The following is a 16,586-nucleotide window of genomic DNA, read 5'->3' as shown; positions in this document are numbered from 1 at the left end:
ATCATGGTGATGTTTAGCGAAAATAATTAAATTCTACGAAATGTCTCTATTACTTAATCCTTTTTATCAACAGATTCTTCACTGACAACTGGTTCTGCGTTCAATGAAGAAACTGCATTTCCCGGAGGTTCTAAGTTTTCATCGTCCTCAAAAATTCTTTCACCAAAGATTTCAACCAAATCCTCACGGAAAATCACTTCTTTTTCCAATAATTTATCGGCCAATTGATCCAGTTGTGATCTATGTTTTGCCAACAAATCTTTGGCTCTTTCATACTGACCTTCGATCATTTTTGAAACTTCTGCATCGATGGTTTTAGCGGTTTCTTCCGAATAAGGTTTTCCAAACCCATATTCATTTTGACCTGTAGAATCATAATAGGAAATATTCCCTATTTTATCGTTCAAACCATAAATACTGACCATAGCAGAAGCTTGTTTGGTCACACGTTCCAAATCACTCAAAGCACCAGTTGAAATATCTCCAAAAACGACTTCCTCAGCCGCTCTACCACCCATTGTAGCAGCCATTTCATCTAGCATTTGCTCTGTGGTGGTGATTTGTCTTTCTTCCGGTAAATACCAAGCTGCACCAAGTGATTTTCCTCTCGGAACGATGGTTACTTTTACCAATGGAGCCGCATGTGGCAATAACCAACCGATCGTGGCGTGACCTGCTTCATGATAAGCAATTCTGCGTTTTTCTTTTGGTTTGATCAATTTATTTTTCTTCTCCAAACCACCTACGATTCGATCGACAGCATCAAGAAAGTCTTGTTTTTCAATGACTTCCTTATTTTTTCTCGCTGCTACAAGGGCTGCTTCATTACAAACATTGGCAATATCTGCTCCACTGAATCCAGGTGTTTGTTTAGATAAAAATTCAGAATCTACATCTGTACCCAATTTCAAAGGCTTCAAATGCACATCAAAGATTTCTTTTCTTTCATTTAATTCCGGTAAATCTACATGGATCAATCGATCAAATCTTCCGGCACGCATCAAGGCTTTGTCTAGAACATCTGCACGGTTGGTAGCTGCCAGTACGATAACGTTAGTGTCAGTACCAAAACCATCCATTTCGGTAAGTAATTGATTTAGTGTATTTTCACGTTCGTCATTTCCTCCGGTGAAATTATTTTTCCCGCGGGCACGACCTATGGCATCGATTTCGTCGATGAAGATAATCGCAGGTGCTTTATCTTTTGCATTTTTAAACAAATCCCGAACTCTGGAAGCTCCAACGCCCACAAACATTTCCACGAAATCTGAACCCGAAAGTGAGAAAAAAGGAACTTTTGCTTCACCAGCAACGGCTTTTGCCAATAAGGTTTTTCCGGTTCCCGGAGGGCCTACCAAAAGTGCTCCTTTAGGGATTTTACCACCCAATTTGGTGAATTTCTCTGGATTTTTAAGGAATTCAACGATTTCTTCTACTTCCTCTTTTGCACCTTCAAGTCCGGCAACATCTTTAAAGGTTACGCGCACTTTATCGTTTTCGTCAAATAATTTGGCTCGGGATTTCCCGATGTTGAAAATCTGTCCGCCTGGTCCACCTGCAGCAGCTCCTAAACGACGGAACATGAAATACCAAATCGCACCGAAAATCAAAATCCAAATCAATATATTCCAAAATATACTGCTGAATTTATCCGGCGGAATATTTGAATATTTCGTTGCTAAATTATTTTCTTGAATGGCTTTTTCGATTTCGGTTTCAAAGTTGGCGTTGTCCGCAACAATGAAAGAATAATTTGGTGCTGGTTGCGAAAAAGCAGTCATATTGGAACCGGTATCTTTGAATTGTTTGAATTGGTCCAATTTTAAAGCTTCGTCGGTCAAATAAACATCGACTTTATTTTCTTCCAGATTTAATCTTACATTTTTAACGTATCCTTCTTTCAGATATTCAAAAAAAGTTCCCCTTTCCAGTCGTTTAGACTCAGTAGCCATGCTACTGGAGAAAAACCAAAATCCGATCAACAAAAAGCCCACCGTGGCATAAATCCACATGGGGTTAAATCCGCCAGTTGTATTTGGTTTTTTCTGATTGTTATTATTATCCAATTTTCTGTTTTTTTTAAATGGTTATGGCTATTTCCTTGGCATCTCCCCATAGACTTTCGATATCATAGTATTCCCGATATTGTTTCTGAAATACATGGACGATGATGTTGGTGTAGTCCAACAAAATCCACTGCGCATTATCAGTTCCTTCTACATGCCAAGGTCTTTCTTTTGTTTCGTTTCTAACTTTCCGTTCAATCGCCCCGGCGATGGAAGAAACATGGGTGTTGGAATTTCCGGTACATAAAATGAAATACTCACAAAAAGCATTTTCAATTTCTCTTAAATCCAACAAAACGATTTCTTCACCCTTTAGGTCTGAAATCGAATCAATTATCGTATCGATGATTATTTTGGTATCTACTTTATTACTCATTCTTTTTTTGATAATTTGCAAAATTAGTGAATTATGGGCTAAAATCTTAAATTTTAAAATAATTTAGCTTTGCTCAATTTAATTCTGAACTGATGGAAATTTATCGTTATGACGCTCTCTCAAGTACCAATTCTGAACTTTTAGAATTGTCCAAAAAAAATGCCAAATCATGGACGGTCGTTTGGACATCTCACCAAACTGCCGGAAAAGGCTATGCCGGAAGTAATTGGGTTTCTGAAAAAGACCGGAATATTGCAGTCAGTGTGTTGATAAAGAGCGTTTTAAAATACGATGAGTTGATTTACTTTAACCAATGGATCTCTGTCGTTTTATTTCAATTCCTCAGTCAGTTTTCAAATGATCTATGGATCAAATGGCCCAATGACATCATTCTGAAAAACAAGAAAATTGCAGGTATTCTAATCGAAACGCATAAAGCTGATAGTGAGTTGAATATCATATTGGGGGTAGGGTTAAACGTTAATCAATTGGATTTTGGTTCTTTACCAAAAGCGGGCTCTCTGGCAAGTGAATTGCATCGTAAATTTAATTTAGAGGAAATTTTGTCAGGTTTTATGACAGAATTGGAAAATGCTTATTTGGAAATTGAAAATAAGAATTGGGAAAACATTAAAAATTCTTACAATCAACATCTTTTTAGACGCAATCAAGTTTCTACTTTCATCAAAAATCAAATTGAGTTTCAAGGAATCATTAGAGAAGTAGACGGTAAAGGAAGGTTGGTCATAGAAAATTTAGAAGACAAAAAAATCAACGCTTATCAACACAAAGAAATTGAATTAAAATATTAATCAAATAAATTTGTTAGACTAGGCCTCTTTTCAAGGAATTCTTGGTTTTATAGGGATTAGGTATAATTTATTTTAGTCCTCATTTTTTTAAGTGTATTGAGATAATGGATGAATTTTATGAAAAGAATTTTGATGTTAATGGATTTGTTTTTTTGCATTTATGACCTAAATGCACAACAAAAATATTCTTTAAGTGAAATTGAAGGTAAATTATCTCAATCACTTAAAAATCTGATAATTAAATTTCAAACAGATTGGTGTGGAATTTGTGCAATTCAGGATAAGAAAATTCAAAAAAATGAAGAGTTGATCAAGTTATTGAATGATCGTTTTTATTATATCGATTTTGACGCTGAATCCACCGAAACTTTTCAATTATTCGGTAAAACCTTTGAACCCGGAAAAAACAAAATCCATGAATTTGCAGAAGAAATTTTAAAGGGAAAATCGGCATATCCGGCTTGGGTCATCATCAATCCTGATTTGGAAATTATTTTTGAATACGAAGGATTAATTAAAACGCAAGATTTAAAAGCTATTTTGGAGAAACTGATTAATTAATTAATTGTGTCCTTTGTGAATTAACTTTGTGTTCGTGGTGTTTAAAATCTTACCACAAGATTCACAAGATTTTCTACGCAAAGTTCACTATTAAGGAATTACTTCAATAAGCCACTTCCATTTTCACTTTTTTGTTTTTCAACTTGACATGCGCCAATTTATTCAAAACATTTTTTACTTTTTTACGGTTTATCGCTACATAAGAAGTGTTGTCTTTGACTTCAATTAATCCAATATCATCTTTTGTCAATTCTCCTTTTTTTATCAAATAACCTACGATGTCCACTTTGTTGACTTTGTCCTTTTTTCCAGCGCTGATATAAATCGTCTGCCAAGCAGAATTTTCCGGTACTTTGTTGTATCCTTTAACCGACTCCTCAGCTGTATCATTTTTAATAAATGGAAAATTCTCTTCCGGCGTCATGATCAGATATGCAAAACCTTTGGCACTCATACGCGCCGTACGACCGTTTCTATGAATAAAAGCGTCTTCCTTTGGTGGTAATTGATAATGAACGATTGATTCAACTTCGGGAATATCCAACCCTCTGGAAGCTAAATCAGTGGTAATCAGTATTCTTGAAGAATCATTTCTGAATTTTAATAAGGAGCGTTCTCGTTCATCCTGCTCCATTCCGCCATGAAAATTCTCACGGTCAATTCCTTTTTCATAAAGCAAATCTGAAATTCTATCTACAGCATCTCGGTGGTTACAAAAAATCAATGTCCTTTTGTTACCAATTTTACAAATCAAATTAAATAAAGTATCTAATTTTTCTTCAGAACTGGTCATTACTTTTCTCAACTGAATATCCGGTTGAGCATCTGCCATTTTTAAAAAATCGATGACTTTTTCCTCGACTAAACCGGCAAATTCAGGGATTTCTTTCATGGCTGTAGCAGAAGTCAAAATCCTTTGAGAAAGGTTTTTCAAGTTCTGGATGATGAACTGCATATCTTCCTGAAAACCAAACTCAAGAGATTTGTCAAATTCATCCAAAACGAGGGTTTTAATGGTAGATGGGTCGAAATTTTCATTTTTTAAATGATACGCAATTCTACCCGGTGTGCCGATTAAAAGAGCAGGCGGTTCTATGAAATTATTGATTTCAATCTTTTTATTATGACCGCCATAGCAAACAGAAACTTTAAAATCGGTTCCCATGGATTTAAAAACCTGTTCGATTTGTAAAGCCAATTCTCTCGCCGGAACCATCACTATGGCTTGGATTCCATCTATATTTTGATCTAAATTTCTTAACAATGGAAACAAAAAACCCAATGTTTTTCCAGAACCTGTCGGTGAAAGAAGGATGATGTCTTGGTTGTTTTCAGAAGATTTATAGATTGACTTTTGCATTTGATTCATGTCTTGAATCTGCAATTTTTTGAAGATCGAATTTAATTCCATGGGGCAAAGTTAAGGCAATTCCTAGGTTTGTTTGTCTATAAAATAAATCCCTTTCAATTTTCTGATTTTTTTGTAGTTTTAGCCATAAAAATAATAACAATATGTCAGAAAAGTTGTTTTATGCCATCAGAAGTGAAGATTTGGAAACGGTTAAAGAAACCTTGAAAGAAACACCTTCATTGATCAATACGAAAGACCAAAGAGGTTCTACACCTTTGTTGTTGGCAACTTATTATGGTTTCAAATCCATAGTTGAATTTCTTTTGAGTCTAAATCCTGAATTAAATGAAAAAGATGGTTCTGGAAATACAGCTTTGATGGGCGTTTGTTTTAAAGGTCATGATGAAATCGCCCAAAAATTAATTGATTCCGGAGCAGATGTAAATATTCAAAATGGAATGGGAGGAACGGCGCTTTCATTTGCTGCTATGTTCAACAAAGTAGAAATCGTCAAAATGCTGATCGAAGCCGGTGCCGATCAATCCATCCGAGACAATCGTGGAATGACCGCTTTGCAACAGGCAGAATCACAGGGTTTTAAAGAAATTGTTGCGCTTTTGAAATAAATTTATCGCACAAAGACCAATTTAGAATCTGTAGACAATTTTTCATCAAAAGCATAATTATTTTCGTTGAATAATTTTACTTCGTCCAAATCAGTGACCTCATTTTCAGCGCAATATCTTGCCATCATTCCTCTTGCTTGTTTGAAGAAAACCATGATCGGTTTGAGTTGTCCGTTTTTAAAATCGAGAAATTCAACATCGATTTTTGGAGATTTTAGTTTTTTGTCGTCCAGTACTTTGGCGTATTCGTTACTGGCTAAATTCAATAGAATTTCGTTTTTCTTCAATTTGGAATTGACAAAATCGGTTAAAGTTTCTTTCCAAAACCCATAGAGATTTTTTGAACCCTGAACATCCAATTTGCTTCCCATTTCCAAACGATACAACATGACTTTATCGCTTGGCTTCAAAATACCGTATAAACCGGAAAGGATAAAAAGGTGTTGGTTCAGATAAGTTTGCGCCGATTCACTTAAAGTCTCTGCGTCCAAACCTCTGTAAACTTCGCCTTTAAATGCCAATGCGGCTTGAACGCTCTTTTTTGCGGTAGGTTTGGTTTTCCAAACTGCATTTCGTTCGATGTTCATTTCGGCTAAATCTTTAGAAATATGCATCAGTTTTTCTAAGTCTTTGGTGTTCAAAGATTTTAGTTTTTCCATGACGATTTCGGACTGAGAAATAAATTTAGGCGAACTGGATTTGTTCCAATTTCCGTTTGTTTCCAGCGACATCAATTTGGCAGGGGACAATAAGATTTTCATGCTGTAAAAATATAATAATTCTTTAGTTTTGTTTTCTAATCTATTGATGTTTTGAAAAAAGTAATATCCGTTTTTATTTTTTCGCTTTCTTTTTTTGCTTTTTCTCAGAGTTATTCGTTTGAAAGCGCGGTAATAATAGAGTCAGACAAATATCCAAGTATGACTTTAATGAATGATGAAAGTCCAAACTATGCTATGTATATAAATAATGAAGGAGGAGTAATAAGGGATTATGATTCAAACGAATTGCACATTTTTACTTTTTCAAATAAAAAATCTCTGGATAAACATCATTCTTTTGAATATAATCGTAGTAAAAAGTTGCTCAAAGGTGAAAAGTTCAATTTAGGTTTAGTAGAAATCACAAAAATAAATGAAAAGGAATTTGAAGTTAAAAAATTTAAAAATAAGAGAAAGAAAAAAAGTGTGTATGAATACACGCTTCAATTAGAAGAATCTAACACTCCCTTTATTTATGTTCCTTTTGAAAAAAGTCTGATTAGAAATCATCAAATAGTTGGATTGATTAAAGAACAGTTGGAATCCTATAAACACTTCAAAATAAAATCCTATCAGTGCAAATCAGAAAAAACGACAGTAAACTCAGAAGTGAAAATTGAAAAATTGGATTTAAAAATTGAATTACCGGAAAAATTAAATTTTCAATTCTATTAAATTTTACAAAAACGCATCTATATCACCCTTTCCTTCCCGCAAAACAATTACTTCATCACTGCTTAAATCGATGACAGAAGAAGCTACATTGTCGCCCATTCCGCTGTCCACAACCAGATCGACCAATTTATCAAACTTCTCTGCAATCAACTCAGGATCAGTGGTGTATTCGATGATTTCATCCTCATCACGGATAGAGGTAGAAGCGATGGGATTTCCCAGTTTTTCAACGATCATTTGCGGTACCATATGATCTGGAACACGGATTCCTACTGTTTTTCGGTTTTTAAAAGTATTGGGTAAGTTGTTTGAGGCTTCCAGTACAAATGTAAAAGGACCGGGTAGCGCACGTTTTAACAATTTGAAATTGGAATTGGAAATCGGTTTGGTATACTGAGAAAGATGGCTCAAATCATTACAAACAAAAGAAAACTGCGCTTTTTCCGGTTTGATGTTTTTCAGTCGACAAAGTTTTTCCATCGCTTTTGAATTGGTGATATCACAACCCAATCCATAAACCGTATCAGAAGGATAAATGATCAAACCACCATTTTTTAAGACTTCTACGATTTGCTCAATGGCTCTTTCGTGAGGATTTTCCGGATGTACTTTGATGATTTTTGCCATATTTTTTGGTTTTGATCAAATCTACATAATTTCCAAATGATTCAAAAAGAATCAGAAGTGAAAATTATTTTTTATCGACAAGAATTCTATTTTCTCTATTGGCCAATTCCCAAGCGGTTGCAAAAATGAGTTTGGTTCTTTTTGCGAGTGCATTATAATTGATTTTATCAGGCGTATCGGACGGCTGATGATAATCTGCATGAACACCATTGAAATAAAAAATGATAGGGATATAGTTTTTAGCGAAATTATAATGGTCTGAACGATAATAAAAACGATTGGGATCGTTTTCATCGTTATAGGTATAATCCAATTCCAATCCTACGTATTTTTGATTGATTTCTTCTGAAAGTTTATGCAATTCCTTACTCAATTTGTCAGATCCGATTAAATACACATAATTTTCATTTCCCAAATGTGCATCATCAATTCTCCCAATCATGTCCGTATTGAGATTGGCTACTGTATTTTCAAGCGGAAAAACGGGCTGCATATCGGTATAAAACTTAGAACCGAGTAGACCGATTTCTTCGGCGGTTACATGGAGAAATAAAATTGATCTTTTGGGTTGAAATCCGGCTTTTTCTGCTTTTTTAAAGGCATTTGCTATTTCTAAAATGGCAACGCTCCCAGAGCCGTCATCATCCGCACCATTATAGACTTCACCATTTTTCACACCCACATGATCATAATGTGCAGAAATGACGATGATTTCTTCCGGTTTTTCGCTTCCTTGTATAAATCCCAAAACATTTTCAGTGTCTTTGTTGATTCTCGGATAGGTTTTGGCAGGAATATGTTGAAAGTAATTTTCGACAAATGGACTTTCAGGTGATTCGATATTATTTTTTATATAGAAATCACGGATATAATTGGCGGCTTTTTTCTGACCTTCCTCACCGGTGTCTCGTCCCTCAAATTCATCTGAAGCAAAGATATAGAGATGATCTTTCAGTGAATTGGCTTTGATGGATTCGATGTATTTGGGAAGTGCTTTGTCGTAATCTTCTTTGGTCAATTGTTTTTGAGATGAGCATTGCAGGGAAATTAAACCAATTGAAATCCAGACAAGGAGTGATGAAAATTTCATACGTAAGAAAATTGAATTTGCTCAAAAATAGCATCAATTCATCAAATAAAAAAATCCCGCTACATGAGCGGGATAGGTAAAAAATCTTAATGTTCGGGAATTATTGTCCTGAAGCAGCTTGAGCGATTTTTTGTGACCATTCTACCCATTTCTGAGCATCTTCAGCGGTCATTTTTTGTGTCCATTCAGACGCTTTTTTCGTCCACTCTACGCTTTTTGCAGACAACTCCTGAATTTTTGCAGCATCACCAGATTTGGTAGCTTCCGTCACTTCATTGAAATAAGCAGCATATTCCTCAGCAAATTTCTGAATTTCAGGACTGCTGAACTGTGGAATATCAGAAACTGCAGCAGCAGCATTATCTACAACTTCAGCCGCTTCTTCAGCAGTATCAGTTGCATCTTCAGTTGCTTGTTCTGTAGCATCTTCTACTTTTGCTTCTTCCTTTTTACAAGAAGTTAAAGAAACCAATCCCATTACGGTAATAGCTAAAAAAAGTTTTTTCATTTTGTAATTTTTTACGGTTTAATTGTATCAAAATTAAGAAAAATATTTTAGGAATTTTAATTATTTATCAACTGTATTCATTGGATTGGAATTGAACTTCATAGAGTTTATGGTAATATCCTTCTTTGTCCAGAAGCTCTTGATGTGTTCCTTTTTCTACGATTTTCCCATCGTCCATGACGATGATTTGATCGGCTTGTTGGATAGTTGCCAATCTATGTGCAATGACAACTGAAGTCCTTCCTTTTGTCAATTTGTCCGTCGCATTTTGAATCAGTGTTTCTGATTCCGTATCGATAGAGGAAGTCGCTTCATCCAATACCAAAATTTCCGGATTGTAAACATAAGCGCGTAGAAAGGAAATCAATTGGCGCTGTCCTACTGAAAGACTGGCACCTCTTTCACTGACTTCGGAATGATAGCCTTTTGGTAAATTTAGGATGAAATCATGGATACCGATTTCTTTTGCAGCTTGTTGGACTTGTTCCAGACTGATTTCCTCATTGCCCAAAATGATGTTTTCGTAAATCGTAGAATTGAACAAAAACACATCTTGTAGTACTACTGCAATATGACTCCTTAAGTTGCTTATATCCAGTGAGTATATGCTTTTATTATCAATTTTAATGTCACCGGAATCGATATCGTAAAACCGACTCAAAAGATTGATAATCGTCGATTTTCCTGCTCCCGTTGCACCGACGATGGCGATGGTTTGTCCGGGTTCGGTCTGAAAGGAAATTCCTTTTAAAACCGGGTTGTCCGGAATATAAGAAAAGAAGACATTTTCAAATTCAATTTTACCTTTTACATCTGTTAAAATTTCTTTACCATGATTTGGTAAAGTTTGGTCATCATCCAGAATTTTAAATACCCGATCTGCACCGATTAATCCTCTTTGGATCGAATTGAATCGGTCTGCAATTTGACGCATAGGCTGTGTCAACATCGTGATATAAGATATAAACGCCATGACTTCACCCACAGAAACGTCTCCATGAACAGCAGTTCGCAATCCACCAAACCATAAAAGCAATCCGATCGCCAAAGCTGAAACCACGTCTACAACTGGAAATAGCAAAGCGAAATACAAATTGGTTTTTAAAAATGCGGTGCGCAATTCTTTGTTGATGGATTTAAATCCTTCAAATTCTCTTTCTTCACGATTGAAAAGTTGAACGATGGTCATGCCACTCAATCGTTCTTGAACATAAGTATTTAATTTTGCTGTAACCGTTCTTTCTGCTTGGTAAACTTTTTTAAGGGCTTTCTGAAATAAATTGGTAATGATGACCATCAACGGTAAAATGATGATCACAACTGAAGCCACCATCCAGTTCATATAATACATGATGCTGATGATGAAAATAATCCGGAGTGAATCCACCATCAAAGTCAAAATTCCATTGTTAAAAATCTCAGCGATGGTTTCGATATCCGACACGGAACGCGTTACCAAAACGCCGTTTGGCGTTCGGTCAAAATAACCCAATTTGAATTTGATGATATGATCAAACAGTCTGACACGTAAATACCGGATGACGCGTTGCGCAATTTTATTGGCCAAATAAATAACGGAAAAACTCAATAAAACCTCTATCAATAGAATTCCGGCTAAAATCAGCAAGAAAATAAACAATCCATCCAAATCCGGAGCGATTGGATTGTTGTTTTGATCAAATAACAAAATGTATTGATCGATTGAATTTCCTACCAAATAAGGTCGCAACGAAGAAACGATAGCACTTAAAATCGCAAAAATTACCACAGAAAAAAACAATCCTCGGTAACTGACACCTATTTTAACTACACGTTTTAATCCGCTGAAATCGAACTTATTGGATTCACTCATTGATGAAAATTGATTTTGGGTATTTGACATCTGCCAAGTAAAGTCCTTGTGCAGGAGCAGAACCACTTGCAAAACTACGGTCTTTTTGAGCAATGATGGTGTTAAATTCTTCTAAACTGATTTTTCCTTTTCCTACATCGACCAAAGTTCCGACGATCGCTCTAACCATATTGCGTAAAAATCGGTCTGCAGTTATGGTGAATTTTAATTCTTTTCCTGATTTTTCCCATTTAGCAAATTTTACATCACAAATATGCGTTTTCACATCGGTATGGATTTTGGCAAAACTGCTGAAATCTTTTGTACCCAATAAGTATTCGGCAGCTTGGTTCATTTTTTCTACGTTTAAGTCGAAATGAATTTGCCAAGCTGCATCAAAATTAAATGGATCTTTTCCGATTTGAACAAAATAATGATAAGTACGACCTTTAGCATCAAATCTCGCATGTGCCTCAGCGGTTACTTTGTGAATTTGATAAATGCAAATGTCTTTTGGTAGAAATGAATTCATGCGATGTACCAAATCATCTGGTATTTTTCCTTCAAAATCAAAATGGGCGAACATTTTTTTGGCATGAACGCCGGTATCGGTTCTTCCGGCTCCTGTTATGGCAATATTTTCTCGCAATAGGGTAGAGAGCGATTTCTCCAAAACTTCTTGTACAGAAATTTGATTGGGTTGCACTTGCCAACCATAATAATTCTTTCCATTATAAGCCAATTCTAAAAAATAACGCAATGTAAAATTGTTAGAAATGCAAATGTAAGATACTTCAATAGGTTTATCATTTTCATGGTAGGTAAAATTTAAAATTCATTTTTATTCTAATTTATTCAGCGATTCATTCGTTTTAATTCAAAAGAAATTAAATTTCTATTATTTTCGTGATCAATTCTATCAAAATTTCTTTTTTAAATGAAAATCCTTTTGCTCTCAGATACACATAGTTATATAGATGAACGAATTCTCGACTATGCCAAAAAAGCAGATGAAGTATGGCATGCTGGTGATATCGGAGATTTAAAAGTAACGGACGAACTTTCTAAACTGAGCAAATTAAGAGCGGTATATGGAAACATAGACAATGCCGAAATCCGCAGAGAATTCCCTTTGCATAATCGATTTTCGGTAGAAGGATTGGATGTTTTGATGACGCATATAGGTGGATATCCGGGGAAGTACAGTCCGGCAATCAGAGAAGAATTGTATCAAAATCCTCCGAAATTATTTATTTGCGGCCATTCCCATATTTTAAAAGTTATGCCGGATAAAAAATTGAATCTGATCCATATGAATCCTGGAGCTTGTGGGATTTACGGTTTCCATAAGATCAGAACCATGATCCGATTTGAAATATCGAACGGAAAAATAGAAAGCCCTGAAGTAATCGAATTAGGAACAAGAGGATAAAGGGGATTTTTCCTATTTATTTTAAGTGCTTTTTCCTTTTTTAATTGAATAAAATGAAGATAACTTTGTCCTACAAACGAACCAACCTCAATTACTATAATTTAATTATTGTGAATCCTTCCTCCACTAGTCGGAAGGATTTTTTTGTTGAATCTTTTGAGAATTAATCGATTTTCCTACATTTAAATTTTTATCCTCATTTCCTTATTGATTTAAATTTTAAATTACTTCAAAAGAAAAGTAATTTTCTTTGCCAAGCTAGAAAGAAACAGATGTGCAAAAAGAAGTCGTAAATTGGCTTCAAGAAATGAACTTAATCAAATAAAAATGAATACAACAAAAGTTAAAGCATTTGGAACAGAAGCTCAGGATGCGGATTTAATCGAAATGATGATTGAACGAAGAGAAGTTCAACCCAAGGATGTAGAAATCGATATTTTGTATTGTGGCGTTTGCCATTCTGATTTGCATACGGCGAGAAACGATTGGGGCGGTTCGCAATATCCCATTGTTCCCGGTCACGAAATTGTCGGAAAAGTAACGGCAATCGGTTCTGAAGTCACCAAACATAAAGTTGGCGATACCGTTGCGGTCGGTTGTATGGTTGATTCTTGCCGAACTTGCAGTTCTTGCGAAAAGGATTTGGAACAATATTGTTTGAACGGAATGACGGGAACGTACAATTCGCCTGACAAACATTTGAATTCCCGAACCTACGGAGGTTATTCCGAAAAAGTGGTGGTCGATGAACATTTCGTTTTGAGTGTGCCGGAAAATTTAGATTTGGCGGCAGTTGCGCCGGTTCTTTGTGCGGGAATTACGACTTGGTCACCGCTTCGTCATTGGAATGTGAAAGAAGGAAGCAAAGTTGCGGTTGTTGGTTTGGGCGGACTCGGTCACATGGCGATAAAACTCGCAAAAGGTTTGGGAGCACAGGTTTCTTTGTTTTCCAGAACGCCTTCCAAAGAGCAAGATGCAAAAGATTTGGGTTGTGATGAAGTGATCATTTCCACTGATGAAAATCAGATGAAATCTTCGATGGGGAAATTCGATTTGATCATTGATACCGTTCCTTATGACCATGATTTGAATCCGTACATTTCTACATTGGCGATAGATGGAACATTGGTTTTGGTGGGTTATTTAGGTCAAGTGAAATCTTTGTTGAATACGGTTCCGATGATTTTGGGAAGACGTGCTGTGGCCGCTTCTGTGATTGGCGGAATTGCGGAAACCCAAGAATTATTGGATTTCTGTGGTGAGAAAAATATCGTTTCGGAAATCGAAATGATCGATATCCAAAACATCAATGACGCCTACGAAAGAATGTTGAAAAGCGACGTGAAATACCGTTTCGTAATTGATATGAAAAGTTTGAAATAAAAAATTTAGATTTACTTTTTTAATTCTAAATCTTAAAACTATGCATCCAATTATCAGAAACATATTAGCTGTAATTTTAGGTTGGTTCATCGGCGGAGCGGTCAATATGGGCATCGTGATGCTTGGCCACAAAGTCATGCTGATTCCCGGAATCGATCCCAACGACATGGAAGGCTTGGCCAATGCTTTGCATACTTTGGGCGGGGAATATTTTATTTTTCCATTTCTAGCGCATGCTGTTGGAACTTTGGTTGGGGCAATTGTAGCGGCCGGAATTGCAGCGACGCACAAAATGAAATTTGCTTTGGCGATTGGTGTTTTATTTTTAATCGGAGGAATAGCAGCTTGTTTTATGATTCCCGCTCCGGCTTGGTTCATCGTCTTGGATTTGGTAGTGGCTTATATTCCGATGGCTTGGTTAGGTGGGAAAATTGGTGCAAGGATTTGTTCTAAATAATTGAAATCAATTACTGATAAATTTCCTGTTGGGATTCCCATTACTTTATTAATTTAGTATTCAAATCAAATTGAAATGCAAAAAAGAAGATTAGGAAATACGGAACTGGAAGTTGCACCCATTGCCTTTGGTGGAAATGTGTTTGGGTGGACCATAGATCAAGAAAAATCATTTGAAATCATAGACGAATTCGTCGGTTCTGGTTTTAATTTAATTGATACGGCCAATAATTATTCGTATTGGGTTAAAGGAAACGATGGAGGAGAATCGGAACGAATCATTGGGAATTGGTTGAAAAAGAGGAGAATTCGCGATAAAGTAGTCATCGCCACAAAAGTAGGCGGACGAAACAAACAAATGGACAATCCCAACACCACCCGAAAGCACATCATGGAGGAAGTGGATAAGTCTCTGATGCGACTGCAAACGGATTACATCGATTTGTATCAAACGCACTATGATGACGGTAAAACCCCAATTGAAGAAACGCTATCTGCTTATCAAGATTTGATCAAAGAAGGGAAAATCAGATGGATCGGAGCATCCAATATTTCCCCGGAAAGATTGGTTGAATCTTTGGAAATTGCTGAGAAATACAATCTTCCGAAATACCAAACGCTTCAACCCGAATACAATCTTTACGAGCGTGAAAATTATGAAACCAAATTCGAAGCCATTACCTTAGAAAATGGACTTAGCGTGATGAATTATTATTCGCTCGCAAGTGGATTTCTGACAGGGAAGTACCGAAAAACAAACGATTTGTCTCAAAGTCAAAGAGGAAAAGACGTGCAAAAATATTTGGATGAAAGAGGCATCCGAATTTTAAATGCTCTTGACGAAATTTCATTTGAATACAAAACAACGGCTGCAGTGGTAGCTTTAGCTTGGCTTTTAAATCGCCCATCGATAACGGCACCGATCGTAAGTGCGACGAGTTTGAGTCAGATGGAAGCAATCAAACAAGCGCCTTTATTGGATTTGAATTCATCAGCTTTGATGCGTTTAAATGAAGCAAGTGAGTATTAAATTAAGTTATGAAGTCAGACAATTCAAGAGTTTTTAAAATGTCTTTTGCGAGTGTTTATCCACATTATATCGCAAAAGCAGAAAAAAAAGGCAGAACCAAAGAAGAAGTCCACGAAATCATTTTTTGGTTGACCGGTTATGATGAAAAAGGTCTTCAAAAGATTTTGGACGAAAAGATCAATTTTGAAACTTTTTTTGCCGAAGCTCCACAACTTAACCCAAACGTATCCAAAATTACCGGCGTCATTTGCGGTTATCGGGTAGAGGAAATCGAAGACGAATTGATGCAGAAAATCCGGTATCTGGATAAATTAATCGACGAACTCGCTAAAGGCAAAAAGATGGAGAAAATATTAAGAGAATAGGAGGGGTTAGATAATTTCTCCTCCATTTTCTTGAAATTTCTTTTGGATAATTTTCCAATTTTCTTCATTGATGGGTTTTGTTGCTTCTTTTAAAATGGTGGTTTGAAAACCTAAATCGAGCGCATCCTGAGCCGTAAAATACACACAAAAATCAGCCGCTAAACCGCAGACAAATACTTCCGAAACCTTTCGGTCTTTCAAATAACCAAATAGTCCCGTGTTTTTCCGTTTGCCGTTGTCAAAAAATCCGCTGTAACTGTCGATTTCGGGGTCCATTCCTTTTCGGAAAATGGCCTCTACGGAATTTGTGTTTAATTCTTGATGAAATTCCGCCCCGAAACTTCCTTGAACACAATGAACCGGCCAGAGAACTTGTTCCAGTCCATTTAAGTCGATGGTTTCAAATTCTTTTTTCCCCGGATGTTCTTTTGCAAAACTTTTGTGGTCGGAAGGATGCCAATCCTGAGTAACAACAATCAAATCAAAATCATTTTGGATTTCGTTAATGATCGGTATGATTTGGTTTCCATTTGGTACTGCTAGACTTCCATTTTCTAAAAAGTCGTTCTGAACGTCAACGATAATTAGTGCTTTCATTTGGCTAAAGTAACTAGATTTTTTGGGTTTATTTGAATT

19 protein-coding genes are annotated in these 16,586 nt (G+C 36.0%); 9 read left to right on the top strand and 10 right to left on the bottom strand.

Features of this window, described 5'->3' with window-relative positions:
* Positions 1-53: 53 nt before the first annotated feature.
* Together ftsH and rsfS are read right to left on the bottom strand one after the other, a co-directional pair.
* Positions 54-2,012: an ATP-dependent zinc metalloprotease FtsH gene (ftsH, locus tag HU137_RS09140; protein ID WP_182043599.1), complete on the bottom strand. Its 1,959-nt coding sequence runs from the start codon at positions 2,010-2,012 to the stop codon at positions 54-56.
* A gap of 67 nt (positions 2,013-2,079) precedes the next feature.
* The gene (rsfS, locus tag HU137_RS09135; protein WP_182043539.1) at positions 2,080-2,442 is read right to left on the bottom strand and encodes a ribosome silencing factor; all 363 of its coding nucleotides are present in this window, start codon (positions 2,440-2,442) and stop codon (positions 2,080-2,082) included.
* Positions 2,443-2,534: 92 nt separating this feature from the next.
* Here rsfS and HU137_RS09130 point away from each other — a divergent pair, with 92 nt between their 5' ends.
* Together HU137_RS09130 and HU137_RS09125 are read left to right on the top strand one after the other, a co-directional pair.
* On the top strand, positions 2,535-3,254 hold the full coding sequence (locus HU137_RS09130; protein WP_182043538.1) for a biotin--[acetyl-CoA-carboxylase] ligase: 720 nt from the start codon (positions 2,535-2,537) through the stop codon (positions 3,252-3,254).
* Between the two features lie 117 nt (positions 3,255-3,371).
* A complete protein-coding gene (locus HU137_RS09125; protein ID WP_182043537.1) occupies positions 3,372-3,815 on the top strand; it encodes a thioredoxin fold domain-containing protein in 444 nt (147 codons plus the stop codon).
* Between the two features lie 103 nt (positions 3,816-3,918).
* Here HU137_RS09125 and HU137_RS09120 read toward each other — a convergent pair whose 3' ends face one another.
* Positions 3,919-5,226 (bottom strand): DEAD/DEAH box helicase, encoded by a 1,308-nt coding sequence (locus tag HU137_RS09120; protein ID WP_182043536.1) that lies wholly within the window; start codon positions 5,224-5,226, stop codon positions 3,919-3,921.
* 101 nt (positions 5,227-5,327) lie between these two features.
* Between HU137_RS09120 and HU137_RS09115 the strand changes: the two genes are divergently transcribed.
* Complete coding sequence (locus HU137_RS09115) at positions 5,328-5,792, top strand: ankyrin repeat domain-containing protein (RefSeq protein ID WP_182043535.1); 465 nt, start codon at positions 5,328-5,330, stop codon at positions 5,790-5,792.
* A 2-nt stretch (positions 5,793-5,794) separates the two neighbouring features.
* Here the strand turns inward: HU137_RS09115 and yaaA are convergent, their stop codons facing one another.
* On the bottom strand, positions 5,795-6,553 hold the full coding sequence (yaaA, locus tag HU137_RS09110) for a peroxide stress protein YaaA (protein ID WP_182043534.1): 759 nt from the start codon (positions 6,551-6,553) through the stop codon (positions 5,795-5,797).
* A 51-nt stretch (positions 6,554-6,604) separates the two neighbouring features.
* On the opposite strand from yaaA, the gene HU137_RS09105 reads away from it, so the two are divergent.
* Complete coding sequence (locus HU137_RS09105; RefSeq protein ID WP_182043533.1) at positions 6,605-7,228, top strand: hypothetical protein; 624 nt, start codon at positions 6,605-6,607, stop codon at positions 7,226-7,228.
* 3 nt (positions 7,229-7,231) lie between these two features.
* Here the strand turns inward: HU137_RS09105 and HU137_RS09100 are convergent, their stop codons facing one another.
* From HU137_RS09100 to truA, 5 genes are all read right to left on the bottom strand, one after another.
* The gene (locus tag HU137_RS09100; RefSeq protein ID WP_182043532.1) at positions 7,232-7,855 is read right to left on the bottom strand and encodes an L-threonylcarbamoyladenylate synthase; all 624 of its coding nucleotides are present in this window, start codon (positions 7,853-7,855) and stop codon (positions 7,232-7,234) included.
* Between the two features lie 64 nt (positions 7,856-7,919).
* Positions 7,920-8,945: a M28 family metallopeptidase gene (locus tag HU137_RS09095; RefSeq protein WP_182043531.1), complete on the bottom strand. Its 1,026-nt coding sequence runs from the start codon at positions 8,943-8,945 to the stop codon at positions 7,920-7,922.
* A gap of 100 nt (positions 8,946-9,045) precedes the next feature.
* On the bottom strand, positions 9,046-9,453 hold the full coding sequence (locus tag HU137_RS09090) for a hypothetical protein (protein ID WP_182043530.1): 408 nt from the start codon (positions 9,451-9,453) through the stop codon (positions 9,046-9,048).
* A gap of 67 nt (positions 9,454-9,520) precedes the next feature.
* Positions 9,521-11,305, bottom strand: a complete 1,785-nt coding sequence (locus HU137_RS09085) for an ABC transporter ATP-binding protein (RefSeq protein WP_246361529.1) — start codon at positions 11,303-11,305, stop codon at positions 9,521-9,523.
* Complete coding sequence (truA, locus tag HU137_RS09080; RefSeq protein WP_182043528.1) at positions 11,298-12,044, bottom strand: tRNA pseudouridine(38-40) synthase TruA; 747 nt, start codon at positions 12,042-12,044, stop codon at positions 11,298-11,300. The genes HU137_RS09085 and truA overlap by 8 nt, the downstream gene beginning before the upstream one ends.
* A gap of 177 nt (positions 12,045-12,221) precedes the next feature.
* Here truA and HU137_RS09075 point away from each other — a divergent pair, with 177 nt between their 5' ends.
* The 5 genes from HU137_RS09075 (at position 12,222) to HU137_RS09055 (ending at position 15,950) form a co-directional block, all read left to right on the top strand.
* Positions 12,222-12,716 (top strand): metallophosphoesterase family protein, encoded by a 495-nt coding sequence (locus HU137_RS09075; protein WP_182043527.1) that lies wholly within the window; start codon positions 12,222-12,224, stop codon positions 12,714-12,716.
* 327 nt (positions 12,717-13,043) lie between these two features.
* Positions 13,044-14,099 carry an NAD(P)-dependent alcohol dehydrogenase gene (locus HU137_RS09070; protein WP_182043526.1) on the top strand — a complete coding sequence of 352 codons (1,056 nt, stop codon included), beginning with the start codon at positions 13,044-13,046 and terminating at the stop codon, positions 14,097-14,099.
* Positions 14,100-14,139: 40 nt separating this feature from the next.
* Entirely contained in the window at positions 14,140-14,556 is a 417-nt protein-coding gene (locus HU137_RS09065) for a hypothetical protein (RefSeq protein ID WP_182043525.1), read from the top strand.
* 75 nt (positions 14,557-14,631) lie between these two features.
* The gene (locus HU137_RS09060; protein WP_182043524.1) at positions 14,632-15,585 is read left to right on the top strand and encodes an aldo/keto reductase; all 954 of its coding nucleotides are present in this window, start codon (positions 14,632-14,634) and stop codon (positions 15,583-15,585) included.
* An 8-nt stretch (positions 15,586-15,593) separates the two neighbouring features.
* A complete protein-coding gene (locus HU137_RS09055) occupies positions 15,594-15,950 on the top strand; it encodes a DUF2200 domain-containing protein (RefSeq protein ID WP_182043523.1) in 357 nt (118 codons plus the stop codon).
* 6 nt (positions 15,951-15,956) lie between these two features.
* Here HU137_RS09055 and pncA read toward each other — a convergent pair whose 3' ends face one another.
* A complete protein-coding gene (pncA, locus tag HU137_RS09050) occupies positions 15,957-16,547 on the bottom strand; it encodes a bifunctional nicotinamidase/pyrazinamidase (RefSeq protein WP_182043522.1) in 591 nt (196 codons plus the stop codon).
* Positions 16,548-16,586: the final 39 nt, after the last annotated feature.

The sequence above is a fragment of the Moheibacter lacus genome, from assembly GCF_014042165.1.
Classification (GTDB): Bacteria; Bacteroidota; Bacteroidia; order Flavobacteriales; family Weeksellaceae; genus Moheibacter; species Moheibacter lacus.
Note: the sequence above shows the minus strand (reverse complement) of the source record. Positions and strands in the feature narration are given on the sequence as shown.

Bases quoted from the DNA above. Each gene is read 5' to 3' on its own strand.
- ftsH (WP_182043599.1), bottom strand. From the start codon at position 2,012: ATGTGGATTTATGCCACGGTGGGCTTTTTGTTGATCGGATTTTGGTTT.
- rsfS (WP_182043539.1), bottom strand. From the start codon at position 2,442: ATGAGTAATAAAGTAGATACCAAAATAATCATCGATACGATAATTGAT.
- HU137_RS09130 (WP_182043538.1), top strand. From the start codon at position 2,535: ATGGAAATTTATCGTTATGACGCTCTCTCAAGTACCAATTCTGAACTT.
- HU137_RS09125 (WP_182043537.1), top strand. From the start codon at position 3,372: ATGAAAAGAATTTTGATGTTAATGGATTTGTTTTTTTGCATTTATGAC.
- HU137_RS09120 (WP_182043536.1), bottom strand. From the start codon at position 5,226: ATGGAATTAAATTCGATCTTCAAAAAATTGCAGATTCAAGACATGAAT.
- HU137_RS09115 (WP_182043535.1), top strand. From the start codon at position 5,328: ATGTCAGAAAAGTTGTTTTATGCCATCAGAAGTGAAGATTTGGAAACG.
- yaaA (WP_182043534.1), bottom strand. From the start codon at position 6,553: ATGAAAATCTTATTGTCCCCTGCCAAATTGATGTCGCTGGAAACAAAC.
- HU137_RS09100 (WP_182043532.1), bottom strand. From the start codon at position 7,855: ATGGCAAAAATCATCAAAGTACATCCGGAAAATCCTCACGAAAGAGCC.
- HU137_RS09095 (WP_182043531.1), bottom strand. From the start codon at position 8,945: ATGAAATTTTCATCACTCCTTGTCTGGATTTCAATTGGTTTAATTTCC.
- HU137_RS09090 (WP_182043530.1), bottom strand. From the start codon at position 9,453: ATGAAAAAACTTTTTTTAGCTATTACCGTAATGGGATTGGTTTCTTTA.
- HU137_RS09085 (WP_246361529.1), bottom strand. From the start codon at position 11,305: ATGAGTGAATCCAATAAGTTCGATTTCAGCGGATTAAAACGTGTAGTT.
- HU137_RS09075 (WP_182043527.1), top strand. From the start codon at position 12,222: ATGAAAATCCTTTTGCTCTCAGATACACATAGTTATATAGATGAACGA.
- HU137_RS09070 (WP_182043526.1), top strand. From the start codon at position 13,044: ATGAATACAACAAAAGTTAAAGCATTTGGAACAGAAGCTCAGGATGCG.
- HU137_RS09065 (WP_182043525.1), top strand. From the start codon at position 14,140: ATGCATCCAATTATCAGAAACATATTAGCTGTAATTTTAGGTTGGTTC.
- HU137_RS09060 (WP_182043524.1), top strand. From the start codon at position 14,632: ATGCAAAAAAGAAGATTAGGAAATACGGAACTGGAAGTTGCACCCATT.
- HU137_RS09055 (WP_182043523.1), top strand. From the start codon at position 15,594: ATGAAGTCAGACAATTCAAGAGTTTTTAAAATGTCTTTTGCGAGTGTT.
- pncA (WP_182043522.1), bottom strand. From the start codon at position 16,547: ATGAAAGCACTAATTATCGTTGACGTTCAGAACGACTTTTTAGAAAAT.